The organism is Halobacillus sp. A1 (assembly GCF_024189295.1).
GTDB lineage: Bacteria > Bacillota > Bacilli > Bacillales > Halobacillaceae > Halobacillus_A.
This window is the reverse complement of the sequence record NZ_JAIZEN010000032.1, coordinates 1-24,626: the sequence shown is the minus strand read 5'-3', so window position 1 is coordinate 24,626 and position 24,626 is coordinate 1. Positions and strand designations below refer to the sequence as shown.

Genomic DNA, 24,626 nt, shown 5'->3' with positions numbered 1-24,626 from the left:
GGCTTTATTTGATTATGTCCACTGGTACAATCATATTCGCATTCATGGCACTCTCAACTACCTTAGTCCTATAGAATTTAAGAAGAAACACCTTAATGAAATTGTCTAGTTTTGTGTTGACAATCCAAAATTATGGTTCGTCACCTTATGAGGTGCAGGGGTGGTTGGGAAACAACTCGCTTTCCTGCGGGGGACCTGGCAAGCTTCCTCGGGCTTCGCCCTGTGCGATCTCGCCTAGCCCCTTCTCCCGCGGGAGTCTCGTCGTTTCCCACCTCTGAACGAGGGAATAATGATACGAAATTCATGAACAGAGGGCCTGTTTTCACAATTATTGTTTATAGGGGTAAACCGGTCAACATCAAGCTTTCATCATAGCTGAATCAAAGAATCTGACGTCCTGTAGCGGGATTTTCAGTTTCCGAAATAACCGCAAGGAGATTCGTGGAATTGCAAGACACCGGCGGGAAGAGAGTGCTTGGGGAGACCCCGTGGAGTGTTAGCTTGAGTAGGCTCACCGCGTTCCCGCGGAAAGCGAGTGATTTCCCGGATCTCCAAACGCTGTCAAACATGACGGAAACAGTCCGAAGATTTTTTAAACTTGGTCTTTCATAAGGAATGAACATTAAGGTTTTAATCATAAAAAAAGAGAGCGGCTTAAGACCGCTCTTCTTCCACTTCATCTACATTAAATCTGGCTGTTGGCATGATTTCCAGGCGTTCTACAGGGATAGGTTCTCCTGTTTTTTCACTGACACCAAATGTGCCATTTTCGATCCGCTGAAGCGCATCATTTACTTCCATTAATTTTTCTCTTGACTGCTCATAAAAGGTCATGTCTTTTTGTTTTTCATGCTGAGAAGTACCCAAATTACCTGGATGATCGGCTACACTGGATAGTTCGCCTTCATTGGAAGAGCTGTTTGCTGTCTGCTCTTCTTGGAAATCCTCAATTTCTTTCTCTGCTTCTTCCTTCATTTCTTCTAATTGAGTTTTGAAATGATCGATTTGCTTATTAGTTAACATACATTTGTACTCCTTTCACCACGTCAGGCTTGTTTCAGTGGCACGACTCCAACAGTGCAGCGCGAAATAGAAATAAGTCTATCTTCCTCATCCTTGATTGAAATTTCCCAAACCATTGTTGTTTTTCCTATATGAAAAGGTTTGGCTGTTCCATAGACATTTCCAGAGCGAACACTTTTCAGATGATTTGCGTTTATTTCAAGACCGAATATTTGGTGCGTACGAGTATCGATGTTCAAGAAGGATGCTATACTAGCTGCAGATTCAGCAAGTGCTACACTTGCACCTCCGTGTAAAAATCCCATTGGCTGATGTGTACGCTCATCAACTGGCATGCTTAAAGTCACTTGCTGAGGAGTCGCACTGACTACTTCAATGCCTAACGTTTCCATTAAAGTATTTTTCATTGAAAGTTCCATCTACATCATTCCTTTTCAATATTTCCCTTACGTATGTAAATCAAACCTATAGAAAAAGGATGGCATTCACCATCCTTTTTCTATAGAGTCAGTGGGATAAATAACTGGATTAGCAGTGATAAACCTAGAAGAAATCCATAAATCGTATTCGTTTGGGCAGTTGCCTTCATTGCAGGCATCATTTCTAGAGGCTGCTTTCTTCCTGTGAAGCCTTTTACCGCATTTGTGGCTTTTCTTATGCTTAGGAAAGTAATCAGAGACCAAACGGGTAGAATGCCTAACAGAATGAACAGTATAGTCAGACTGTAAGCAATTGAGAATATCACTGTTAAAAAGCGGATAGATCCCTCATGGCCAAGGAGGATGGCTATTGTCTTCCTCCCATTTTCAGCGTCACCGACCCGATCGCGGATGTTATTAGCCAGCAAAATAGCTCCTATGAAGATGGCGACAGGAATAGATACAATGATGACTGTCCAACTAATCGATAACATTTGAATATAATAGCTGATGCTTATAATCACAGTCCCCATAAATATCCCTGCCGTAATTTCACCGAATGGCGTATACGCTATAGGATAGGGCCCGCCTGTGTACAAGTAACCGAAAAGCATGGAAATGATTCCTATAAGGGCAATCCACCAACTTGAAGAGGCGCAAATATATACACCTAATAATGTAGCGATACCAAGGAAACTATAAGCAAGAGTCTTTACAGTTACCGGGCTTATTCCGTCTCTGACTATTGTACCGCCGATCCCTACTGAATTCTCATTATCAAGTCCGCGGACATAGTCAAAGTATTCATTGAACATGTTGGTCGCTGCTTGTATCAAAATAGAGGCGACCATCATGGCTGCAAACAGACCGATATGGATGGGGGCTTGCAGGGCCGCAAGCATCGATCCAATGAATACAGGCACAAAAGCTGCCGTTAAAGTGTGAGGTCTCAGTAATCGCCACCACACCTGAAATCCACCCTGTTCGTTCAAGGAAGCTTTCATATTTTGCTTAGGTAAAGTGCTCATGGGGCCATCTCCCTTGTAATTTAATATCAATTTAAGTTTAGGGAAACGGCCCGTAAGTGTCAATCGTTGTAAGAATATGCTTTTAATAGTGGGGATTCCTTGAGTCCTGGCCTGAAAGAGAATAAAATAGAAGAGGGTCTGTAAAAACATATATAAAGACCGATTAAATGCAGCGTCCCTGAGAGGGATGGGAGGAATTTTCATGCTTCATACTAAAATACCTCAGATTGAAGAAATCGTAGAGGGAGCTATAAATAAGGCCGCCTTATTGGGAGAGCCGCAACTGATAAGTGTAGTGAAACAAATAGATAAAACGAACAGTATTTCTTTTTTAGATAGAGCTCATAAATTGGATGAGCATCGTTCATATTGGCGCAGTGCTGACGAAGAATTTGTTTTAGTAGGTGTCGGTTCCGCGCAGAAGATTCTATCTTCTGACCAGCATCGCTTCAATGAAATAGAGGCTGTCTGGAATGAGGTTCAGCAAAAAGCTGATGTGTTTGATCCTCACCATGAAAAAGGCACCGGGCTCGTTTGTGTCGGGGGATTTAGTTTTGATACTGAGCAGGACAATGCTTATCCATGGGAACATTTCCCTGAAAGCCAGATGACGATCCCGATGTATTTGTTGACTAACAAAGGTAATCAATCATATTTGACTACAAACATCCTCATTTTAGAGGAAGATCATAAACAACAGATTGTAAACCAGGTAGAAGAGGCTCATGCTCTTCTTTTGGATGGAAGCAGGGAGGAAACGCAGCTTCCTGCCTGTACAGAAATAGAGGAAATAGAACCTGAGGAATGGAAATTGCTGGTTGGAAAGGCGACAAATGATATTAAAAACGGTGAGCTTGAGAAAGTTGTCCTTGCTCGTGAAATTAGACTGCAATTCAAAAATGATATAGAGCTAGCGGCAGTCATTGAAAAGCTTGCAGAAAGTCAGTCACAAAGTTATATCTTCTCCGTGGAAAGCGGCGGTCATCATTTTGTCGGGGCTACTCCGGAACGTCTTGTAAAGGTGGAAAATCAGGAGCTTGTTTCCACATGTTTAGCTGGAACGATACCGCGCGGCAGGGACAATGAAGAAGATCACCGCTTCGGCCAGGAATTGCTGAACGACCCTAAGAATCGTCAGGAGCATGACTTTGTCGTTAAAATGATCAGAAATGCGGTGGAAGCTTGTTGTTATGACATCGAGATACCTGAGAATCCGGTCGTTTACCCCTTGAGTAATTTACAGCACTTATATACGCCGGTAACCGCCACTCTTGAAGAAGGCTATACTCTTCTTGACGTAGTGGCGAGATTGCACCCAACCCCAGCACTTGGGGGGATGCCTCAACAGAGATCCGTCGATTATATACGTTCTCACGAAGCTTTGAACCGCGGATGGTATGCTGGGCCGATCGGCTGGTTTGATGGAAGGAATAATGGTGAGTTTGCGGTAGCGATCCGATCGGCATTGATAAGGGGAGATGGAGCATCATTGTTTGCTGGATGCGGGGTTGTTGAAGACTCAGATCCTGAAGCTGAATATGTTGAAACGGGAGTAAAACTAAAACCTATGCTCTCTGTTTTAGGGGGGAGCTGATGAGTCATATCGAAGTACTAACTAAATATATGGTTCATTTTGTTGATCAGCTTGCTTTCTCCGGTGTGGAAGATGTCGTAATTTCTCCAGGCTCAAGGTCTACTCCGCTTGCGATGACTTTCAGGCAGCGAGATGACATCAATCACTGGATAAATTTAGATGAACGATCAGCAGCATTTTTTGCTTTAGGGATCGCCAAAGAGAAACAGAAGCCTGTGGCGCTAGTTTGTACCTCTGGCACGGCAGCTGCCAATTACTACCCTGCTATTGTAGAGGCTTATTATAGCAGGGTTCCTTTACTTGTATTAACTGCGGATCGTCCTCATGAATTAAGAGACGTAGGAGCGCCGCAAGCGATAGAGCAAACGGAAATGTACGGTAAGTATGTAAAGTGGTTTCACGATTTGGCGCTGCCTGAAGAATCGCTGCTGTCTTATGTTAGAAAACAAGCAGCTAGAGCGGTGATGGAAAGTACCTCTGAGCATAATGGACCCGTCCATCTCAATATTCCACTCAGAGAGCCTTTGACCCCGGATTTTTCTTTACCGGAACTCTGGAGTCATGAGCAAGAGCCTATTCCAGAAATAATGGCAGGCTTAACAACGCTTTCAGAGGACAACGTAAAAGTGTTCAAAGAACTTTTACTCAGTGGCCGCAATGGCTTGATTGTGTGCGGCCCCCAACCCAACCCTGATTTGGCAGAAGTGATTACAGAGCTTGCCTCGAAAGTGGGGATTCCTGTCCTGGCTGACCCTTTATCACAATTGAGGGCAGGGGACCATGATAAAAGAAACGTGATAGAAAGTTATGACGCTTTGCTGAAATCAGATTCGTTAAAAAGAAAGCTTCAGCCTGACTATATTATCCGGTTTGGGGCAATGCCTGTTTCCAAAGCTTACTTACAATGGATTCAAAGCTACGGAAATACAGTCGAGCATTTTATTGTAGAAGAGCACTCTAGTTATCGGGAACCTTCTGGAGTGGCCGCGCAATTCATCTGGTGTCATCCTTTGAGTTTTTGTAAACAGGTTGCTGCTGAAATTTCTGAAGGAAGCATAGAAAATAACTGGCTTGATTTGTGGCGGAAAATGAATATTGAAGCAAAAGAACACATGCTCGCAGCTCCTGATGAACGGTTGAATGAGGGACATGCAGTAGCTTATTTATCTGATGCGATCCCTGACGATTCTGTTTTGTTTGTTGGAAATAGTATGCCGATAAGGGATGTAGACAGCTTTTTTGTTTCTACCCCAAAAAAAGTGATGATTATGGCTAACCGTGGGGCAAATGGTATTGATGGAGTAATTTCAACTGCTCTAGGCATCGCAGCGACCGGACGCAAAACGACACTGTTGCTTGGGGATGTCTCCTTTTTCCATGATCTGAATGGACTGCTGATTGCAAAGCAGCGAAGCTTGAACCTGACGATTGTTGTTATTAACAATGATGGCGGAGGGATCTTCTCTTACCTTCCACAAGCTGAGAAAAGTGAACATTTCGAAGAGTTGTTCGGCACTCCTTTAGGAATTGACTTTAAAGGGGTTACCGAAATGTACGGCGCATCCCACAAGCTTGTTACAGACTGGGATACGTATAAACTGTCGTTATCAGACAGCTATAAAGAACAGGGCCTCTCCATCATCGAGTTTCTCACAAATAGAGAAGACCATGTAGCTTTCCATAAGCAAAAATGGAATCAAATCGCTGAAGCTGTATTAAGCTGGGAGGAGTAATTCATGTATGTAAAAGCGGGTCGACGAAGCTATTGGATTGAGGATGACGGAAAAGGGACCCCTTTGCTTTTCCTGCATGGATTTACGGGTACAGGAAAAACGTTTGATTCCATAATCAAACTTTTTCCGGATTCTCTGCGAACCATTACGATAGATATGCCTGGTCACGGCAAAACAGGAGAAATCGGGCCTGTTACGATGGAACAATTCTCAAAAGATTTAGCTCTATTATTAGATGAACTGAACCTATCTAAAGTTCATTTATTAGGTTATTCTATGGGAGGGCGTGCCGGATTGACGTTTGCTATGCTCTATCCGGATTATATCGACACAGTGATTTTAGAGAGTGCTTCGCCTGGTCTTCAAACCACTGAACAACAGCTTGCGAGACAGGCGAAGGACCAAACTTTTATAGACCAGCTCCAGAAAAAGGGTGTAGAATCGTTTGTGGAGGACTGGGAGCAGCTGCCTCTTTTTAAAACCCAGCAAAACCTTTCTCAAACATCGCGGCAGTTAATCAAAGAGGAGCGGTTAAGTCATACAGCTCAAGGACTCTCACAATCATTAAAGGGAATGGGTACCGGTCAGCAGCCTTCGTGGTGGTCCAGACTTACTGAACTCGAAAAGCGCATACTACTTATAACAGGTAGTAAAGACGAAAAGTTTGTAGAGCTTAATAAGGAAATGGATGCTCTTCTGCCATACTCGACTTATATAGAGGTTAAAGGAGCCGGGCATACCGTGCACCTGGAAGAACCAAAGGTTTTTGCTAAAATCGTAGAAGAATTCGTGATATAATAATAACTGCATAAAGCGGAACATTCCGTTTAACAGCTTTATTTAAGGAGGATTTTGTAATGAGCTATAATTGGGTTTCAGAACGTGAATACGATGATATCCTTTATGAAACTTTTGAAGGTATCGCAAAAATAACGATCAATCGTCCGGAAGTGCGAAATGCTTTCCGTCCGAAAACAGTACAAGAACTTATAGATGCATTCGCATATGCACGTGATGACTCCAAAATCGGAGTGATTGTCCTGGCTGGAGCTGGGGATGATGCTTTTTGTTCCGGTGGAGATCAGAGTGTGAGAGGCCATGGAGGTTACGTAGGAGATGACCGGATTCCGCGGTTGAATGTACTTGATTTACAGCGTCTTATCCGTGTAATTCCTAAGCCTGTCGTTGCAATGGTATCTGGTTACGCGATTGGAGGAGGACATGTATTACATATCGTTTGCGATTTAACCATTGCAGCAGATAATGCAATATTCGGTCAAACTGGACCAAAAGTAGGGAGCTTCGATGCTGGGTACGGTGCAGGATACCTTGCTCGTATCGTAGGCCACAAAAAGGCTAGAGAGATATGGTATCTTTGTCGTCAATATAGTGCCAAAGAGGCTCAAGATATGGGGTTAGTCAATACTGTTGTTCCTCTTGATCAGCTTGAAGATGAGATGGTCCAGTGGGGAAGAGAAATGCTCGAAAAATCTCCGACAGCTCTGCGTTTCTTAAAGGCTTCTTTCAATGCGGATACAGATGGTCTTGCAGGTTTGCAGCAAATGGGTGGCGATGCCACATTGCTTTATTATACAACTGATGAAGCCAAAGAAGGACGCGATTCATTTAAAGAAAAACGCAAACCAGACTTCGATCAGTTCCCTCGTTTTCCTTAATATAGGCAGAAACGTTGTAAAAAGAGCTTTCCTGCTTAAGCGGGAAAGCTCTTTTTATATGTGGTTTCTTAACAAATTTGGAGAACCTGTTTTGCTTGAAGAAGGGGACTCCCCTGACGAATTACATCAACAGGAAGTGATCTCTTAATTAAGCGATGGTCGTTGGAAACCAAACTGGAATGGGAGCCGTCCCAGTGGATAAACTAAAGCCGAAAGGTGAAACCGGAGGTCGTAGTATGACAGAAATACCACATTGGCTGGATAAACAAGCACAATTACACCCGAATGCGCATGCCATTGAATCGCCAGATGAAGTACTTACATTTCGGCAATTGCAAGAACTTAGCCAGCAGATAGCCGGCGGCTTGTATAAACTAGGCGTTCAAGAAGGAGATCATATTGCGATTCTATCTGGCAATCATATAAATTTTGCAGCTTTTATTCATGCAGCGAGCTATATCGGTGCAATTGTCGTGTGTTTAAACACGCGTTTGACTGAAAAGGAACTTCAATTTCAGTTGCAAGATGCAAAGGTTTCTCAATGCTTTGCGGATCATGATCATTACATGAAAGGTACGAGAGCACTTGAAGAAATGTCTAATGCCATTTCTATCACTAACGTTGATGAAATACCCAGGATGAAAAAAGAGACGTATGAACGATTCAAAGAGTTCATTGATTTGGATGATATATTTACGATGATGTATACGTCGGGGACGACAGGGAATCCAAAAGCGGTCATGCATACGTACGGCAATCACTGGTTCAGTGCTGTAGCTTCATCCTTGAATTTAGGTTTGGATACTAATGATAAATGGCTTGCCTGTCTGCCGCTTTTCCATGTTGGTGGTTTTTCGCTATTAATAAAAAATGTCGTCTATGGCATGCCGATCGTCCTCCTTGAACGTTTTGACCTGCATCTCGTGCACGAACAAATCAAAAACAATCAGGTGACTCTTATATCCATCGTTACTGTCATGCTTCAGCGTATGTTGAAGGAAAAACCATTAAACTATCCCTCTTCTTTCAGAGGTGCTTTACTGGGCGGCGGGCCTGTGCCGGAAACATTATTACACGAAGCAGACAGTGAAAATTTACCTGTCTTCCAGTCCTACGGTTTAACAGAGACAAGTTCTCAAATAGCCACACTAAGCCCGGCTGATTCATTTAGAAAATTAGGTTCTGCGGGTAAAGCACTGGGACCTGCTACTTTAAAGGTTTTTAAAGATGGGAAGCCTGCTCCACCAAATGTAGTAGGGGAGATTCACGTTAAAGGCCCAATGGTAGCAAAAGGTTACTTCGGCCATCCATCAGTAAATGACGGATATTTTGCCACAGGAGATCTGGGTTATCTAGATGAGGAAGGTTTTTTGTTCGTAGTGGATCGAGTGAAGGATATGTTGATTTCTGGAGGAGAAAATGTATATCCAGCTGAAATAGAAAGCGTGCTTACAGAAATAGAAGGGGTACAAGAAGCAGGAGTGACTGGAACCGCTCATAAGGAATGGGGAGAAGTGCCGGTAGCTTTTATTGTTAAGTCTAATCCAGAAGAGGTTACTAAAGAAGAGGTAACTGCTTTCTGTCAAAACAGGCTGGCTTCTTTCAAAGTACCTCATACCATCCATTTTGTTTCAGAACTGCCCAGAAATGCTTCAAATAAATTAGTAAGAAGAAAGTTGAAGGATTTGATTGATGGAGGTGGGGATGAGTGAGAATAAAGAAAATAAGACTTAAGCGGATCGCTCTGTCTCTGAAAACTCCTTTTAAAACCCACCAAGCTGAGATTGTGAAACGCCCGGCTATCATTGTAGAAATAGAAGACGCGGAAGGAAAGGTCGGGTACGGTGAAATAACTGCATTTCCTTCCCCTTTTTACACAGCGGAGACAACTGACACAGCCTGGCACATCGTCGTGGATATACTGATACCATCAATTGAATTTAAAGAAATCCACCACCCTAATAATTTTCATGAACAAGCTTCCTCCTTTCAAGGCAACCAGATGGCGAAGGCCGGATTAGAAGGGGCCTTGTGGGACTTGTACGCTAAACAGCAAGGGGTAGGACTTGCTAGGCTTATAGGAGGAACTAAAGAAGCTGTAAAAGCCGGGGCGGTAATCAGTCTTTCGGAGCGGATGAAAGAAGAAATCGGTAATCTTTTGTCCCAAGGATATGAAAGATTTAAACTGAAGGTCGAAAAAGGGAAAGAAGAAGAATCGATTGCAGCAGTACGGAGTCTTTACCCCGACCTTCCACTCATGATCGATGCAAATGGAATGTATCAGGCCGAAGATCTCACTAGAGTAGCAGCCTTTGATGAGTTTGGTCTATTGATGATTGAACAGCCTTTTAGAGCTGGTGATTTTTATTTACATCGAACCCTCCAAGAAAAAATGGAGACGCCCATTTGTTTGGATGAATCTATCGAAAGTTATGAAGATGCAGAGCAAGCTATTGAGTTAGGCAGCTGCCGTATGATGAACATTAAGATTAGTCGAGTGGGAGGATTGACTGAGGCATTAAAAATTCACGACCTTTGTGTTGAGCATCATATTCCAGTTTGGTGCGGTGGTATGATAGAAACTGGAATATCTAAAGCTCATAATATCGCTTTAGCATCCCTGCCTAACTTCACTTTGCCGGGAGACCTTTCGGGTTCCACCAGGTATTTTGAAAAGGATATTATTAAACCATTCATAGAAGTGGACCGTGGGGAAATCCGTGTTTCTGATGAAAACGGAATCGGGTATGAAATAGACGAAGACTTTCTAAAGCAAGTTACGGAAGAGGCATACGAATATATTCTTGAGTAAAGCTGGAAAGTTTTACTCAGGTAGGTGAAATATTTTCAAAATGAGGAGAAGTGCCATGAGTTTTATTAAAAGGTCGGAAGAGGAATTTTTGCATCAGAACTTCCGTTATTATATGGATTCCGACAGAGAAATCATGGAGGTAATCCAGGGAAAAGACCTTCAAACGGTTGACGGAGTGCAGCAAACACTCGATCAAATGCATGCATTCATGGGATCGGAATTTATGTTAACTACGGCTTCCGTCCTTTCGAAACGCTACGGCTATTATATCGCGACCGTACCTTTGGCGCTTATGACAATTTTTAATAAATTCCCTGACATGAGACTTTCCAATATAGAGCTTGTTCGGATAGATGAAGACAAAAAGTGGCTTCCTCAATTTAATTTGCTTTCTAAAGAAGTAAGTGAACCTGCCAATCAAACAAGGGAAGAATGGATGACTACTGAACTTGAAAAATTATTCAATCATCATGTACGGCCGTTATTTTTAAAAATTAATCAATTAACCCGGTTATCCATGGATGTAATGTGGGAAAATACAGCAATTTATATTTTTTGGCTGTATGAGAGGCAGTTTTATGAGTGGTATGATGAGCGAGTCGCAGCAGGTATGAAGAGAGATTTTTATTACGTTGTCAGAGACTTGCCAGGAGAAGTGTTTGGAACTAAATCCAATCCGTTTACGTACTTTCTTGACCAGCCCATACTTTCTACAGGGGCGAGAGAAAGAAAATGCTGCTGCTTATCTTATAAGAAGAATAAAGACAGCACGTACTGTAAAGTTTGCCCACATTTGAGTCGTCATTGATTTTTTATCAAGGCTTTGTTAGAGTTCCGTGTTGATATTCATAAAAATCATCTTATTCTTGAAGGCTCAGTTTCGAGACATTTGCATGAGGATATGGTGACATTAGCAAACGGACCGCTTTCCGTGGGCATGTGGTGAGCTTCCTCAGGCTTCGCCTTTCGGGATCTCACCTACCATGTACATCTCACAGGAGTCTCATTGTTTTCTAAAGCCAACATCGGACGCATTATCATTTAATAATTCTTATGAAAAACAACGACAACGTTTGCTATAGCTTTTGTTAAAAGAATGATTTTTTTCATAAAACCCTCCACAAATGTTCAAAATAAGCAGAAGGAGGGTTTTGTTATGGAAAAGAAACCGTATTACGTTAACATAGGGACAAGAGAAATCTCAATCAATCATGACGGCAATAACGATGACTTCATTATTAATGCAGATGACGAAGATCTACTTTTGCTTAGAGAAGTGTTTGACGAAATGTATGACTCAGATACAAGGGCTTTTTTTAGGGCGCATGTACCCTTTGACCCTTATCACCATGATATGTCTAACGATGAATTCGACGAAGGGATGAAGTCTGCGTTCCGGATGATCTATGACCTTGGAGATGACCAGACGAAAAAGCATATCCGTTCGATGGGGGTACTTGAAGACTTACCGAGTGACGAAGAACCGCTTCCCTAAATGAGGAGCGGTTTTTGTACGACAGGGCGTCATAGACGAGCGGATGGAAAACCGATAAATTTAAGTATCTTCCGCGCTCTGTCCATGTACATTTAAAAAAGTGAATAATCCTTTGTGCTTTTATACTGCCTTTATGTAAGACTGTAAAAAAATTTCAACAGAAAGTAAAAACAACCATATTTCCGTTGTGAAGGCTCGATGAGTGAAATACAATGGAATAAACGATATAGTTTTTATTAACTGTAGCTTATGATACGATTTAATACAGAAGTTAAAATTACATAAACAAGTACTAAAGGCAGATGATCTATTGTGGAAACTTTTTATGATTACTATCGAAATCTAGTGAAACTATCCTTTGATGACTATCCTTTTTCAGAGGACCCCAAGCATGTGTGGGTTATTTGCCGTTACAAAAATCAATGGCTGCTGACTAAACATAAAGACCGAGGTATTGAATTTCCTGGAGGCAAAGTGGAACCCGGAGAAATAGCTGATCAAGCAGCTGTACGGGAGGTGTATGAAGAAACAGGTGCGAAAGTTGATGAATTGAAGTACATCGGCCAATACTACGTTGCTGGGAAAGGCGGTTCGATAATAAAGAACGTTTATTACGCAACGATTTCTTCGTTAATTCAACAAGAGCATTATTTCGAAACTGACGGACCTGTCCTACTTAATGAATTGCCTAAACGAATCCGCAGTAACCCAAGGTATAGTTTCATGATGAAGGATCAAGTTCTCCCCAAGTGTATGGAGAGAATTTTAAATAAATACTTATAATATCAAAAGTAAAAGACCGTGCTGATTTAGCACGGTCTTTCTAAATATTGAGGAGATAAGGATACGTTGTTACATTAAATCCTGCCATAAGAAGGGCCGGCTTCTTTTATTTCTTTGCTGGCATGTTCAAACTTCTTGAAATTCTCATGAAATTTATTGGCTAGCTCATGAGCACTGCGATCATAAGCCTCTGGATCCTTCCATGTCTTTTTAGGTATAAGCACATCATCAGGTACTCCAGGACAATGAGTAGGAATTTGAAGGTCGAAAACGGGATCTAAATACGTCTCAACAGATTTCAATTCGCCTTCGAGAGCAGCGTGAATCATGGAACGTGTATGAGATAATTTCATCCTTTCCCCTTCACCAAAAGCTCCACCTGTCCAACCGGTATTTACTAAATACACTTCAGAATTAAATTGATCGATTTTTTCTCCCAGCATTTCAGCATAGACTGAAGGAGCAAGCGGGAGAAAAGGAGAACCGAAACAAGCTGAGAAGGTAGCTTGAGGAGAAGTGACTCCGCGTTCGGTACCAGCTAGTTTGCTCGTATAACCACTCAAGAAATGATACATGGCCTGTTCCTTAGTGAGGCGACTGATGGGAGGTAATACTCCTGTTGCATCAGCGGTCAAAAATATAATAGCGTTAGGATGCCCGGCAACGCTCGGAACGACGGTGTTTTTGATATGATGTAAAGGATAGGCAGCTCGCGTATTTTCAGTCAGTGAAGTATTATCATAATCTGGCTGATGGGAATGAGGGTTAAGTACTACATTCTCAAGTACCGCACCAAAATGAATAGCATCGAAAATTTGCGGTTCCTTTTGAAAGGAGAGGTTGATGCATTTCGCATAACATCCTCCTTCTATATTTGAAATGCCGAAGTTGGACCAAGCATGTTCGTCGTCTCCGATCAGCTTACGGTCAGGGTCGGCAGAAAGAGTCGTTTTCCCGGTGCCTGATAACCCAAAGAATAAAGCGACATCTCCTTCTTTTCCGACATTCGCAGAACAGTGCATGGATAAAACATTTTTCTTGGGGAGAACATAATTCATGACAGAGAAGATCGACTTTTTAATTTCTCCTGCATATTCTGTGCCCCCTATCAACACGACCCGGTGTTTAAAAGAAATTATAATAAACGCTTCAGAATTTGTTCCATCTATTTCTGGATCAGCTTTAAAGGTCGGCGCAGATATTACCGAGAATTCTGCCTCGTGCTGCGTCAACTCTTCCTCCGTTGGTCGAATGAACATTTGATGAGCGAAAAGGTTATGCCATGCGAATTCATTTATGACTTGAATCGGCAGACGATAACGTTCATCAGCTCCAGCGTATCCTTTGAATACAAAAAGTTCTTGACGGTCTTTTAAGTAATCCAGTACTTTGTGGTACAGTTTTATAAAAGTTTCATCCTCAATGGATTGATTCGTCTTTCCCCAGTTCACTTCGTCAGTGGAATGATCATCTTTCACGATAAACTTATCGTGCGGGGAGCGCCCGGTATATTCTCCAGTAGTCGCTTGAATCGCCCCAGTATGAGTTAAAGAACCCTCATTTCTGGAAAGAACCCTCTCGACTAACTGGGGAACCGATAGTTGGTGATGAACATTCGATTGATTTACCAGTTGATTCAAGTCTGACATTTGATTAATTGCGCTCATAAGTGCCTACCCGCCTTTACTTAAAAATTTAATGATATGCTGTGTTTGGAACAAAGTATAACACATTCAAATCAATAGTCCATACTATACGATGAAAATGCTTTCATTTTATTCTATTAACAAAAAGGTCATAATGTTATACACGGATGTTAAGTAATGAGCAAGGTTATATAATGAAGTTTGTTATTAATGCCGGCGAAGTAAATGAATCTTAGGTTTAAAGGATTGGTTTTAGACGATAGAGTGACGCAATCTGCAAAATTTTTATAGAAGAAAAGGGTCTCCATAAATAAATGTATGTGTATTATGATAACAAAGAAGGGCGAGGAGGATATCAAGCTTTATTTATCCTCTTACCTACTTAGGCTTATGAAGCTTTTTAAGGGATGAACTGGTATGTTGAGTCTCCTTACCGGTTCATCACAGTGCCTCGTAACCAAATCTTTAAAAACGCTGTAAAATCGCGTCGTGTTCCCTGTCGTAAACTAATGAAAACTGATTGACATAGGGAAAGGATTTCGATACTATTATTCCGAACGGATACTCTCTTATCCAGAGTCGGTGGAGGGACAGGCCCAATGAAACCCGGCAACCCGTCATTCATTTGACATGGTGCTAACCTGAAGCAAGGTTACTCAAGACTGTAATCTTGGACGATAAGAGCGAAAGGATACGGTGCCTTTCCTCTTGAGTAGGAAGGGTTTTTTTCTATTAAAATGGAAATTCTCCTTTCAAGTGCGGCTTTTTTAATGGATGAGTGAACAAACAATATAGTTTGACGTATAATATGCTTCTATAAAGATACGGGTAAAGGGTTCCGTCGAATTTTGTACCTAACAGAAGGAGGAGTTTTCAAGAATGCCAGCCAATCGCCGGTTATTCACGTCAGAATCAGTAACAGAAGGGCATCCTGATAAAATCTGTGATCAGATTTCTGATGCGATATTAGATGAAATTTTAAAAAATGATCCAAATGCAAGAGTGGCATGTGAAACAACAGTCACTACAGGACTTGTACTCGTTTCTGGTGAAATCAGTACAAACACTTATGTAGATATTCCGGCGATCGTACGCCAAACAATCAAAGATATTGGGTACACACGTGCTAAATACGGTTTCGATGCCGATACTTGTGCGGTACTTACAGCTATTGACGAGCAATCTGCCGATATCGCTGGCGGAGTCAATGTCGCTTTGGAATCAAGAGAAGGGCAAATGAGCGAAGATGAGATAGAGTCTATAGGAGCTGGAGATCAAGGGTTAATGTTCGGTTTTGCTAATAATGAAACTAAAGAATTGATGCCTCTGCCGATTTCGCTTGCCCATAAAATAGCTAAACGTCTTTCCGATGTAAGGAATGACGGAACTTTAGCTTATTTGCGACCCGACGGGAAAACTCAGGTGACGATCGAGTATGATGAGAATGATAAACCTCTGAGGGTTGATACTATTGTCATTTCTACACAGCATGCGGAAGAGATCACCCTGGAGCAAATCCAACAAGATTTAAAAGCACAAGTCATCCAGCCTGTAGTGCCTGATCATCTTATTGATGAGAATACGAAGTACTTCATCAACCCTACTGGCCGTTTCGTTATAGGCGGTCCTCAGGGAGATGCGGGATTGACAGGAAGAAAAATTATAGTAGATACCTATGGCGGTTACGCGCGTCATGGCGGGGGAGCTTTCAGTGGGAAAGACGCTACTAAGGTGGATAGGTCAGCCGCTTATGCAGCAAGGTATGTAGCTAAGAACATTGTTGCTGCAGGGTTAGCTGATTCTTGTGAGGTACAGCTTGCATATGCAATCGGAGTAGCCCAGCCAGTATCTATCTCCGTCAATACTTTTGGTACCGGAAAAGCAGAAGAAAACCAGCTGGTAGAAGCGATACGTGAACTCTTTGATCTTCGTCCTGCCGGTATTATCAAAATGCTAGATTTGCGCCGTCCGATTTATCGTCAAACTGCGGCTTATGGACACTTTGGCCGTACAGACGTTGAATTTCCGTGGGAAAAAACGGACAAATCTGAGCTTTTAAAACAAAAGATTGAGCAAAAAATATAAAAAGTGTCGTCCCAATAGCCATTAAAATGATAAAATAAAGCAGCTGAAGAGTTACTCATAAAAAATCGCTCTCATCCGTTTTCAGTTAAGTTTAAAAGCTTACATTAAAACGAATGGAGCGATTTTTTTGTTTCAAGAAAAAGCTCTCGTCAAATTTAATATGGGTATGGCCATGGTTGATGGTTCTGCTAACAAAAAAGATTCAGTTTTAATAAACCTTATATATTTTAAACCTTAGAACAGTAACGTTTATATTAGTTGTTTGTCTGTTCAGTCTTATAGGTTTTTCCTTTTTCCACATAAGTTGCGCGAATCCTGTTCAATTCCTTGAAATCTTCTTCAGTTAATTCCCTTACAACTTTAGCAGGTCTTCCAAGCGCTAAAGTTCTTGGAGGAATAGATTTACCTGGAGGTACTAGACTGCCAGCTCCTATGAAAGCTTCTTCTCCAATTTCTGCACCGTCCAATATTAAGGAACCCATACCGATCAAAGCATTTTTTCTAATAATCGCCGAATGAAGTGTCACTTGATGTCCTACGGTTACCCCGTCTTCAATGACGAGAGGCTGGTCAGGACTCTGGTGCAGCATACTCAAATCTTGAATATTCACTTCATTTCCAATATGAACAGGTGCGACATCTCCTCGGATGACAGTTTTGAACCATACACTCGATTCAGCTCCAATCGTGACATCTCCAGTTATGACAGCATCTTCAGCAATGAAGGCGCTTGGATCTAGTTGCGGGAATTTCCCCTTATATTCGCAAATCATTAATATCCCCCTTATAATAATAGTACGTTTATTATAGCAAATGGCTGGTGAGGAGAGCGATTGTAATGAGGAATAAAGTAAAAGCTACGGTTATCATAGTCCACGGAGCCTTTGAACATGCTGGCCGCTATCAGCACTTAGCAGAAAGACTTCGGAGTGATGGCTTTTCTGTCATTCTTGACGACCTTCCTGGCCAGGGGAAATCTAAAGAAGACAAGGGGCATATAAGGAAGTTTGATGATTATTTACATACTCTGCTGCAGTGGATCGAACAGGCGGGGAAACAACACCCGGTTTTTCTTTTAGGCCACAGTATGGGAGGGATAATCGTCATCCGCACACTTCAAAAATATAAGCCTGAAGTGAATGGAGTCATTCTGTCATCTCCAGCGCTCGGCATATTGAACGGACCATCTAAACCTGTTGAAGGCTTTTCTAAATTAGTCAACTTCGTCCGTCCTTCTTTCAAGGTATCATCAACCATTAGCCCAGAAAAGGTTACGAGGAATCAGGAAGTAATTAAAAATCACAAAGAAGATCCATTAATAATTAAAAGGGTTTCAGTAAGGTGGTATTTGGAATTTCAAAAAGCAATCAAAAACGCTATGAAACAAGCTGATGAATTTCCTGCTTTGCCAACCCTTGTCTTGCAAGCTGGGGATGATTTGATAATAGATCATAGAAAAACGTATGAGTGGTTTAATAATATCAACACTCATGAGAAAACATATAAACACTGGCCGGATTATTATCACGAAATTTTTAATGAAGTCGAATGGAAACTCGTTTATACTTACATGCTCAACTTTATCGATCAACAGCTGCTCAACCACCAGAAAAGGGGAGATCAACGTGACTGAAAAGATCCCGACACGTGCAGTGCCTTTATTATATAAGGTTTACAGACAAGTTTTTCCTGAGGTTCATAAAGAGCTTAATTATTGGAAGAAAGAAGCGCATTCGATTCCTAACGAAGAGTTGAGAAATCAAGCCACTGCCAGTATCGAAGCGAAAACTTTTCATTGTGAAGGGGGAGGGATTTATTCCTTATTAGCAAAAGAGAACTGGAAGCAGGCTGTTCGATTCATCGTGGCTTACCAGACAATTAGTGATTACTTGGATAATTTGTGTGATCGAAGCACATCGATGGACCCTAAGGACTTCCGGAGGCTGCATGAAGCTATGACAGATGCTCTCACCCCGTCAAATTCCACAAGAAATTACTACGAGTTCAGAGAAGATAAAGATGACGGCGGTTATCTTGAGTCCTTAGTGAAAACGTGTCAGACAGTCCTTAGGCATTCACATCATTATAATATTGCGCATACTCATATTAAAAAGTTAGGCTGTCTTTATAATGACTTGCAAGTGCACAAGCATGTAAGGGAGGATGAGAGGGTTCCGCGATTGAAACAATGGTTCGAAGATCATCGATCAGGATGTCCTCAGCTTGAATGGTACGAATTTTCAGCTTCTACCGGGTCAACCTTAGGAATATTCTGTCTGGTCTCCTATACATTAGGAGGCAGAATGACAGAAAAATTAGCAGAAGATATTGAACGCAGTTATTTCCCGTATATGCAAGGACTCCACATATTATTAGATTATTATATCGATCAGGATGAGGATGCCAGAGAAGGAGATCTTAACTTTTGTTCATATTATGAAGATGGGGAACGAATGAAGGATCGATTCATCTACTTTGTAAATCAGACTCATCAATCCATCAAGGAGCTCCCTCATCGTCATTTTCATGAAATGATTCATGAAGGTCTGGTAGGGATGTATTTAGCTGATCAAAAAGTCAAATACTTATTTCAGGCGAAAGGTTTCGTGAAATCTATGCTTAAGGCAAGTGGCAATAAGGCAAAGTTTTTCTATATTAATTCAAAAGTTTATAACCGTATTCGAGACGGATTATCCTGACCCGATCTACTTTTTTTCTATAGCTACAATAAATGGAGGGTTGTTTTTTTGGTTAATGAACCCATACTGCAATACACTGTAATCTTTTTGTGCAAGTCCTTTCACTAACTCCAGAAGAGCAGTTTTTTCCTCTTCACCTCCAGGATGACCATGATAGACGACTAATACGACTAGTCCGCCTGGTTGCAGGTAGTGTAAAATGGAAGTGACTGATTCAATCGTATGATCAGGTTGCGTGATGACGGCCTTGTCTCCTCCTGGCAAGTAGCCAAGGTTAAAGATAGCCCCCTGCAATTTATTAAGGTGGCTGTAAGGTACATGGTCTTCAATCTTGTGATGACTTTGCTGAATGAGAGTGGCTCTTTCTTCTACCTGATTCTCCTTCAGCCTTTTTTTTGTATTGTCAACAGCTTGAGATTGTATGTCAAAAGCATATACATGGCCTTTTGTTCCGACAAGGTTACACAAATGAGAGGTATCATGACCATTGCCGCATGTTGCGTCGATGGCGATATCACCTTCCTGTAAGGCATTTTCCATTAATTCGTGTGCATATTGAAGAACTCGTTTTAACTTCATTGTTCTTGATATCCCCTTTTACTAAGTTTAAATCAGTTGTCATTCTAACATGAAATGCCATTAAGCAGGAATTCAATAAAGAAAGGTGCTGGCTTTTAATGAATGGTAAGAAAATTCAAGGTCACTCTTCTCATGTGAATGCAGTGAAGTACCATCCAGAGGGAGACTACATATTATCCGCGGGTTTTAGTGGGGAATTGTATCTATGGGACCGCTCTACGTATGAGAAAGTACAAGTTTTTGAGGGACATAATCAAACAGTAAACAGTATCATTTGGCTGAACAACGGCAAGGAATTAATTTCTGCCTCGGGTGATGGTAAGATATTGCTCCATGAGATCTCTCAATCGGAACCGTTGAATTACTTACAGGATTTGAAATCCGGAGTGAGCCATATGCATCTCACTTATGATGAGCAATATCTAGTTACCAGCAATAAAACTTCGAATGTCCGTGTAAGGGAATGGCCTGATGGTGATCTTGTGTATACGAGAAAAAGTGATCAGCGCAACAGCGGAGTTCTATGTGCGGCAAAACATGAACCTCATGTCATAGTAGGGGGAGTAGGGAACAAAATACGTCGTTTATTAATCCCTTCAGGTGAAATGATTGAGGAAGTTGACGGTCATGAATACGCAACAATGGGGTTTCGGTTCTTTGATGAAGACCGACATGGAATTTCCGTCGGTTATGACGGCACAATGATGATTTGGGACATGGAGACTCATCAAGTATTAGAGAAGTTAAATTTAGGAGGCGAAGGTTATTACTCTTTTGCCCTGTCACATGATGATAAAGAAGTGGGAGTAGCTATGCCTTATAACTTTAAGAGAATACAACTGAATAATCTCTTCAGCACAGAAAAATCTCTTCCAGCAAAAGGGAATTATGGTGTGGATTATTCTCCAGATGGTCGACAAATAGCTGTTGCTTCAGCCGATAAAAGTATACGTTTTTTTGATAGAGAGTAAATGAAATTAACTTCATTAGGAGTTGTGGAGGTCGTTTGTTAAATCGTGAATTATATTTTGCATTCTGCATGGACCTTTTGCGTGTGCGTATAGTTTGCTGAGTGCTTTTATTGATAGAACTATTCGTTGTGAGAATAGTTTTTCTCACACGTCCTCCCACTTTGCAGCTTTGTTTACAGGGATTTACCTACAAAGCAATTGATACTAAACAATTGAATAGCAGACCTTGACAAAGCTTCACGCTTTCAATAATATACAAATTAGATATGTAACGACGTTGAAAAGGAATAGTAATAAACTCTTAAGGTTTTAGAGAAGCAGCGGGTGGTGCAAGCTGTTCCTGAGATTTTGTGAACTCGCCTTTGATGTCGAAGAAGTGAACAAGAGTGGTAACTTCTTCCGGTATAATCACCGATATCGATTTCAAGTGAGCGTTCAGACGTTAATTTGGGTGGTACCGCGGGAGAAGTCTCTCGTCCCTGATAAATAGGGATGAGTGGCTTTTTTTATTTATTGATATAGATTTATTAGGAGGAAAACAGATGGCTTTTGATCATAAAAATATAGAAAAGAAATGGCAGTCCTACTGGCTTGATAATAAAACTTTTAAAACAGATTCAAGCTCCGATAAACATAAATTTTATGCATTGGATATGTTTCCCTACCCATCTGGAGCAGGGCTTCACGTTGGCCACCCAGAAGGGTACACGGCAACAGATATTCTTTCCCGCATGAAACGCATGCAAGGCTACGAAGTCTTGCACCCGATTGGCTGGGACGCATTTGGTTTGCCAGCTGAACAATATGCGCTGGATACAGGAAATGATCCTGAAGAGTTCACAAAACAGAATATCGCTACGTTCAAAAGACAGATTCAGGAGTTAGGTTTTTCCTATGATTGGGATCGTGAAGTGAATACAACCGATCCTGATTATTATAAGTGGACACAGTGGATTTTCTTAAAACTTTATGAAAAAGATTTAGCATATATAGATGAAGTCGCGGTTAATTGGTGCCCTGCACTAGGGACCGTTCTTGCCAACGAAGAAGTAATTGATGGCAAAAGTGAACGAGGGGGTCACCCAGTAGAAAGGCGTCCGATGAAACAGTGGATGTTAAAGATTACAGAATACGCTGATCGGCTTTTGGAAGACCTGGAAGAATTGGATTGGCCGGAGAGCATTAAAGACATGCAGAGGAACTGGATCGGTAAATCCGAAGGTGCAGAAGTTATTTTTGATATAGCTCATCACAACCAATCATTTGAAGTGTTTACCACACGTCCTGACACACTTTATGGCGCTACTTACGCTGTCCTTGCTCCGGAACACCCGCTAGTCAACGAAGTGGTCACCTCTGAGCACGCAGATGCGGTAAATACTTATGTGCAATCAGCTCAAAACAAAAGTGAATTAGAACGTACAGATCTCGCGAAGGATAAATCAGGTGTGTTTACGGGCGCGTATGCCATCAACCCTATTGATGGCAACAAACTGCCAATCTGGGTGGCAGATTATGTGCTAATGAGCTATGGAAGCGGTGCGATTATGGCTGTACCAGCCCATGATGAACGTGATTACGAATTTGCGACGAAATACGATCTGCCTATTATTGCAGTACTAGAAGGTGGAGACGTTGAAGAAGAGGCCTATACGGGCGATGGAAAACACATTAACTCCGGTATGCTGAATGGACTTGTTAAAGAGGAAGCAATCAACAAATCCATCCAATGGCTTGAAGAAAATAATAAGGGTTCCCGTAAAACGACGTATCGTCTTAGGGACTGGTTATTCAGCCGTCAGCGTTATTGGGGAGAGCCAATACCAATCATCCATTGGGAAGATGGCACGATTAGTGCGGTGCCAGAAGAAGAACTTCCTGTCCGTTTACCTAAAACTACCGAAATCAAGCCTTCAGGTACAGGGGAATCCCCATTAGCTAACATCGATGACTGGGTAAATGTCATCGACCCTGCTACAGGTATGAAAGGTCGCAGGGAAACTAATACCATGCCTCAGTGGGCAGGCAGCTGCTGGTATTTCCTTCGTTATATCGATGCCGGCAATGACGAAGTGTTTGCCGATTATGAGAAGCTTAAGAAGTGGCTTCCGATCGACGTGTACATTGGTGGCGCAGAACATGCTGTGCTTCACTTGCTATATGCTCGTTTCTGGCACAAAGTCCTTTATGATGCAGAAGTCGTGCCGACAAAAGAACCTTTCCAAAAGTTGTTCAATCAGGGCATGATTTTAGGGGAAGGCAATGAGAAAATGAGTAAATCAAAAGGGAATGTAGTAAACCCGGATGATATCGTATTTACTCATGGTGCTGATACATTAAGGTTATACGAAATGTTCATGGGACCTCTAGAAGCTTCTATTGCCTGGTCAACAAACGGTTTGGACGGTGCCAGACGTTTTCTTGACCGTGTATGGAGATTGTTTGTTGTGGAAGGAAAGCTTTCTGACTCTATTATTGAAGGTTCAAACGATACAGAATTGGAAAAGACTTACCACGAAACTGTTCAAAAAGTCACTGAAAATTTTGAGGAGCTAAGGTTTAATACAGGTATTTCTCAAATGATGGTCTTTATCAATGATAGTTATAAAGCGGGTGAGCTTCCTAAAGACTTTATGGAAGGTTTCGTCAAACTTCTTTCACCTGTAGCCCCTCACCTGGCTGAGGAGCTTTGGGAAAAGCTGGGTCACACAGGCGGCATCAGTTATGAACCATGGCCTTCTTATGATGAATCAAAGCTTGTGGAAGATGAAATTGAAGTAGTCATCCAAGTTATGGGGAAAGTACGTGCGAAAATGATGGTGAATCCTGAAGCATCTAAAGAGGATTTAGAGAAATCGGCTTTAGAACATCCGAACGTTCAAGAGTGGCTGGAAGGGAAAACGGTTCGTAAAGTCATCGCAGTTCCTGGAAAACTTGTTAATATCGTAGCCAATTGATTCAAAGAGCTGCCTTCCTATATTGGAAAGGCGGCTTTTTCTCCACTTAGAATCAAATTCTTGACTAGTGAATGATTTTTATTAGAATTAAACTGGAACTACTCTTTTCAAGGAGGAATATAAATGAATGAAATTAACGTGATGACTACGGATGAACTGCAAAAAGCACTAGAGGAAAATAAAGATTTAGTTATTATAGATGTTAGGGAAGACGAAGAAGTTGCTCAAGGTATGATCCCTACTGCAAAGCACATTCCACTAGGTCATGTACCGGAAGAAGTAGCTAACCTGGATTCTTCCAAAGAGTATGTTATGGTATGCCGCTCAGGTAAAAGGAGCATGAATGCTTCAGAATTCCTGAATCAAAAAGGTTTCAAGAAAGTTAATAACCTTGAAGGCGGAATGCTCGATTGGAAGGGCGAGCTAGTATTTTAGGAAGAAAGGAAACCAGATAAATGGAATGGGTCATTATTCTATTCAGTATTTCTCTGCTATTTATATTATTGAGAGACTTTTATCAGAAGAATGTTGTAAAACCTTTAACGAGCCAGAAAGTTTCAGGAGATGAGTTTTGTGTGATAGATATTCGTGATTACATTTCGGCACACCGATCACCATACCCTGGCGCTGAGAATATTCCTTTGAGTTATTTGCCAAGAGCTTTGAAAGAACGTTATGAATGCACAAAAAACATTCTTTTAGTGACGGATGACAAAAGAGGTGCCATGCTGGCTGCCCGCATAATCCGAAAAAAGCGGCATAAATCAATTTATTATGTAAAAACAGCATAGTTAAAATCCAGGTTTTTAATAAATGACCTGGATTTTTTGTTGACATTCTTTTTAAAGAGAGTTATGATATAAAAGTTGCTTATTTGAGCAATCATTCTTTTTGAAGAAGCTGTCGTTTTAATAATTTCACCTATGAAACTTATTAAAAGTTATTGACATTCTTTGAAAGATTATGCTAGAATTTATGTACTGTCGCATAGGCAGTTAATTGATCTTTGAAAACTGAACGAACCAACCAGTACGTCAAGTCTTCTTTCTATTAAAGAAGGAAGTAAAACAAGCACATTCGGTGTGCAAATGAGCAAGTCAAACTAACTTTTATGGAGAGTTTGATC

At 41.4% G+C, this 24,626-nt stretch carries 23 protein-coding genes, 1 riboswitch and 1 other annotated feature; of the genes, 17 read left to right on the top strand and 6 right to left on the bottom strand.

Annotated elements, in window-relative coordinates; genetic code table 11:
* Positions 1-109, top strand: a 109-nt coding sequence (locus LF817_RS18795; RefSeq protein WP_253937276.1) for an IS3 family transposase, incomplete at its 5' end; no start/stop codon positions are given.
* Positions 110-654: 545 nt separating this feature from the next.
* Here the strand turns inward: LF817_RS18795 and LF817_RS18790 are convergent.
* From LF817_RS18790 to LF817_RS18780, 3 genes are all read right to left on the bottom strand, one after another.
* Positions 655-1,023 carry a TraR/DksA C4-type zinc finger protein gene (locus LF817_RS18790; RefSeq protein ID WP_253937350.1) on the bottom strand — a complete coding sequence of 123 codons (369 nt, stop codon included), beginning with the start codon at positions 1,021-1,023 and terminating at the stop codon, positions 655-657.
* Between the two features lie 23 nt (positions 1,024-1,046).
* Positions 1,047-1,430, bottom strand: coding sequence for a hotdog fold thioesterase (locus LF817_RS18785; RefSeq protein WP_253937349.1), 384 nt, complete (start codon positions 1,428-1,430; stop codon positions 1,047-1,049).
* 92 nt (positions 1,431-1,522) lie between these two features.
* A complete protein-coding gene (locus LF817_RS18780; protein ID WP_253937348.1) occupies positions 1,523-2,470 on the bottom strand; it encodes a 1,4-dihydroxy-2-naphthoate polyprenyltransferase in 948 nt (315 codons plus the stop codon).
* A 202-nt stretch (positions 2,471-2,672) separates the two neighbouring features.
* Here LF817_RS18780 and LF817_RS18775 point away from each other — a divergent pair, with 202 nt between their 5' ends.
* The 9 genes from LF817_RS18775 to ytkD all read left to right on the top strand — a co-directional run bounded on the left by LF817_RS18775 (position 2,673) and on the right by ytkD (position 12,563).
* The gene (locus tag LF817_RS18775; protein WP_253937347.1) at positions 2,673-4,064 is read left to right on the top strand and encodes an isochorismate synthase; all 1,392 of its coding nucleotides are present in this window, start codon (positions 2,673-2,675) and stop codon (positions 4,062-4,064) included.
* Positions 4,064-5,797: a 2-succinyl-5-enolpyruvyl-6-hydroxy-3-cyclohexene-1-carboxylic-acid synthase gene (gene menD / locus LF817_RS18770; RefSeq protein WP_253937346.1), complete on the top strand. Its 1,734-nt coding sequence runs from the start codon at positions 4,064-4,066 to the stop codon at positions 5,795-5,797. The genes LF817_RS18775 and menD overlap by 1 nt, the downstream gene beginning before the upstream one ends.
* Positions 5,798-5,800: 3 nt before the next feature.
* A complete protein-coding gene (gene menH, locus LF817_RS18765) occupies positions 5,801-6,595 on the top strand; it encodes a 2-succinyl-6-hydroxy-2,4-cyclohexadiene-1-carboxylate synthase (protein ID WP_253937345.1) in 795 nt (264 codons plus the stop codon).
* Positions 6,596-6,654: 59 nt separating this feature from the next.
* Positions 6,655-7,473 (top strand): 1,4-dihydroxy-2-naphthoyl-CoA synthase, encoded by an 819-nt coding sequence (gene menB, locus LF817_RS18760; protein WP_253937344.1) that lies wholly within the window; start codon positions 6,655-6,657, stop codon positions 7,471-7,473.
* Positions 7,474-7,709: 236 nt separating this feature from the next.
* Positions 7,710-9,185, top strand: a complete 1,476-nt coding sequence (locus tag LF817_RS18755; RefSeq protein WP_253937343.1) for an o-succinylbenzoate--CoA ligase — start codon at positions 7,710-7,712, stop codon at positions 9,183-9,185.
* Positions 9,182-10,285 (top strand): o-succinylbenzoate synthase, encoded by a 1,104-nt coding sequence (menC, locus tag LF817_RS18750; protein ID WP_253937342.1) that lies wholly within the window; start codon positions 9,182-9,184, stop codon positions 10,283-10,285. The genes LF817_RS18755 and menC overlap by 4 nt, the downstream gene beginning before the upstream one ends.
* Positions 10,286-10,340: 55 nt before the next feature.
* The gene (locus tag LF817_RS18745) at positions 10,341-11,093 is read left to right on the top strand and encodes a hypothetical protein (protein ID WP_253937341.1); all 753 of its coding nucleotides are present in this window, start codon (positions 10,341-10,343) and stop codon (positions 11,091-11,093) included.
* Positions 11,094-11,441: 348 nt separating this feature from the next.
* Entirely contained in the window at positions 11,442-11,780 is a 339-nt protein-coding gene (locus LF817_RS18740; protein ID WP_253937340.1) for a hydrolase, read from the top strand.
* Between the two features lie 312 nt (positions 11,781-12,092).
* Positions 12,093-12,563, top strand: a complete 471-nt coding sequence (gene ytkD, locus LF817_RS18735; protein ID WP_253937339.1) for an RNA deprotection pyrophosphohydrolase — start codon at positions 12,093-12,095, stop codon at positions 12,561-12,563.
* A 74-nt stretch (positions 12,564-12,637) separates the two neighbouring features.
* Here the strand turns inward: ytkD and pckA are convergent, their stop codons facing one another.
* Complete coding sequence (pckA, locus tag LF817_RS18730; protein ID WP_253937338.1) at positions 12,638-14,230, bottom strand: phosphoenolpyruvate carboxykinase (ATP); 1,593 nt, start codon at positions 14,228-14,230, stop codon at positions 12,638-12,640.
* A gap of 545 nt (positions 14,231-14,775) precedes the next feature.
* Positions 14,776-14,893: riboswitch (SAM riboswitch) on the top strand.
* 195 nt (positions 14,894-15,088) lie between these two features.
* Between pckA and metK the strand changes: the two genes are divergently transcribed.
* Positions 15,089-16,294, top strand: coding sequence for a methionine adenosyltransferase (gene metK / locus LF817_RS18725; RefSeq protein WP_253937337.1), 1,206 nt, complete (start codon positions 15,089-15,091; stop codon positions 16,292-16,294).
* Between the two features lie 254 nt (positions 16,295-16,548).
* Here the strand turns inward: metK and LF817_RS18720 are convergent, their stop codons facing one another.
* Entirely contained in the window at positions 16,549-17,067 is a 519-nt protein-coding gene (locus LF817_RS18720; protein WP_253937336.1) for a gamma carbonic anhydrase, read from the bottom strand.
* Positions 17,068-17,132: 65 nt separating this feature from the next.
* Between LF817_RS18720 and LF817_RS18715 the strand changes: the two genes are divergently transcribed.
* Both LF817_RS18715 and LF817_RS18710 read left to right on the top strand, forming a co-directional pair.
* On the top strand, positions 17,133-17,927 hold the full coding sequence (locus LF817_RS18715; protein ID WP_253937335.1) for an alpha/beta hydrolase: 795 nt from the start codon (positions 17,133-17,135) through the stop codon (positions 17,925-17,927).
* Positions 17,920-18,993 carry a tetraprenyl-beta-curcumene synthase family protein gene (locus LF817_RS18710; RefSeq protein ID WP_253937334.1) on the top strand — a complete coding sequence of 358 codons (1,074 nt, stop codon included), beginning with the start codon at positions 17,920-17,922 and terminating at the stop codon, positions 18,991-18,993. The genes LF817_RS18715 and LF817_RS18710 overlap by 8 nt, the downstream gene beginning before the upstream one ends.
* Positions 18,994-18,999: 6 nt before the next feature.
* Here the strand turns inward: LF817_RS18710 and mnmM are convergent, their stop codons facing one another.
* Complete coding sequence (gene mnmM, locus LF817_RS18705) at positions 19,000-19,572, bottom strand: tRNA 5-(aminomethyl)-2-thiouridylate-methyltransferase MnmM (protein ID WP_253937333.1); 573 nt, start codon at positions 19,570-19,572, stop codon at positions 19,000-19,002.
* Between the two features lie 98 nt (positions 19,573-19,670).
* Between mnmM and LF817_RS18700 the strand changes: the two genes are divergently transcribed.
* From LF817_RS18700 to LF817_RS18685, 4 genes are all read left to right on the top strand, one after another.
* Positions 19,671-20,543 (top strand): WD40 repeat domain-containing protein, encoded by an 873-nt coding sequence (locus LF817_RS18700; protein WP_253937332.1) that lies wholly within the window; start codon positions 19,671-19,673, stop codon positions 20,541-20,543.
* 268 nt (positions 20,544-20,811) lie between these two features.
* Positions 20,812-21,027 (top strand) — a binding site (T-box leader).
* 58 nt (positions 21,028-21,085) lie between these two features.
* Complete coding sequence (gene leuS / locus LF817_RS18695; protein WP_253937331.1) at positions 21,086-23,500, top strand: leucine--tRNA ligase; 2,415 nt, start codon at positions 21,086-21,088, stop codon at positions 23,498-23,500.
* A gap of 123 nt (positions 23,501-23,623) precedes the next feature.
* Positions 23,624-23,935, top strand: coding sequence for a rhodanese-like domain-containing protein (locus LF817_RS18690; RefSeq protein ID WP_253937330.1), 312 nt, complete (start codon positions 23,624-23,626; stop codon positions 23,933-23,935).
* A 20-nt stretch (positions 23,936-23,955) separates the two neighbouring features.
* Positions 23,956-24,291, top strand: a complete 336-nt coding sequence (locus LF817_RS18685) for a rhodanese-like domain-containing protein (RefSeq protein ID WP_253937329.1) — start codon at positions 23,956-23,958, stop codon at positions 24,289-24,291.
* The last annotated feature ends 335 nt before the right edge of the window (positions 24,292-24,626 follow it).

What these genes read in the sequence shown, in the direction of transcription:
- LF817_RS18790 (WP_253937350.1), bottom strand. Translation starts at nt 1,023, where the DNA reads ATGTTAACTAATAAGCAAATCGATCATTTCAAAACTCAATTAGAAGAA.
- LF817_RS18740 (WP_253937340.1), top strand. Translation starts at nt 11,442, where the DNA reads ATGGAAAAGAAACCGTATTACGTTAACATAGGGACAAGAGAAATCTCA.
- LF817_RS18745 (WP_253937341.1), top strand. Translation starts at nt 10,341, where the DNA reads ATGAGTTTTATTAAAAGGTCGGAAGAGGAATTTTTGCATCAGAACTTC.
- LF817_RS18715 (WP_253937335.1), top strand. Translation starts at nt 17,133, where the DNA reads ATGAGGAATAAAGTAAAAGCTACGGTTATCATAGTCCACGGAGCCTTT.
- menH (WP_253937345.1), top strand. Translation starts at nt 5,801, where the DNA reads ATGTATGTAAAAGCGGGTCGACGAAGCTATTGGATTGAGGATGACGGA.
- menD (WP_253937346.1), top strand. Translation starts at nt 4,064, where the DNA reads ATGAGTCATATCGAAGTACTAACTAAATATATGGTTCATTTTGTTGAT.
- menB (WP_253937344.1), top strand. Translation starts at nt 6,655, where the DNA reads ATGAGCTATAATTGGGTTTCAGAACGTGAATACGATGATATCCTTTAT.
- LF817_RS18785 (WP_253937349.1), bottom strand. Translation starts at nt 1,430, where the DNA reads ATGAAAAATACTTTAATGGAAACGTTAGGCATTGAAGTAGTCAGTGCG.
- LF817_RS18780 (WP_253937348.1), bottom strand. Translation starts at nt 2,470, where the DNA reads ATGAGCACTTTACCTAAGCAAAATATGAAAGCTTCCTTGAACGAACAG.
- leuS (WP_253937331.1), top strand. Translation starts at nt 21,086, where the DNA reads ATGGCTTTTGATCATAAAAATATAGAAAAGAAATGGCAGTCCTACTGG.
- LF817_RS18755 (WP_253937343.1), top strand. Translation starts at nt 7,710, where the DNA reads ATGACAGAAATACCACATTGGCTGGATAAACAAGCACAATTACACCCG.
- metK (WP_253937337.1), top strand. Translation starts at nt 15,089, where the DNA reads ATGCCAGCCAATCGCCGGTTATTCACGTCAGAATCAGTAACAGAAGGG.
- LF817_RS18685 (WP_253937329.1), top strand. Translation starts at nt 23,956, where the DNA reads ATGGAATGGGTCATTATTCTATTCAGTATTTCTCTGCTATTTATATTA.
- LF817_RS18690 (WP_253937330.1), top strand. Translation starts at nt 23,624, where the DNA reads ATGAATGAAATTAACGTGATGACTACGGATGAACTGCAAAAAGCACTA.
- mnmM (WP_253937333.1), bottom strand. Translation starts at nt 19,572, where the DNA reads ATGAAGTTAAAACGAGTTCTTCAATATGCACACGAATTAATGGAAAAT.
- LF817_RS18700 (WP_253937332.1), top strand. Translation starts at nt 19,671, where the DNA reads ATGAATGGTAAGAAAATTCAAGGTCACTCTTCTCATGTGAATGCAGTG.
- pckA (WP_253937338.1), bottom strand. Translation starts at nt 14,230, where the DNA reads ATGAGCGCAATTAATCAAATGTCAGACTTGAATCAACTGGTAAATCAA.
- LF817_RS18775 (WP_253937347.1), top strand. Translation starts at nt 2,673, where the DNA reads ATGCTTCATACTAAAATACCTCAGATTGAAGAAATCGTAGAGGGAGCT.
- LF817_RS18720 (WP_253937336.1), bottom strand. Translation starts at nt 17,067, where the DNA reads ATGATTTGCGAATATAAGGGGAAATTCCCGCAACTAGATCCAAGCGCC.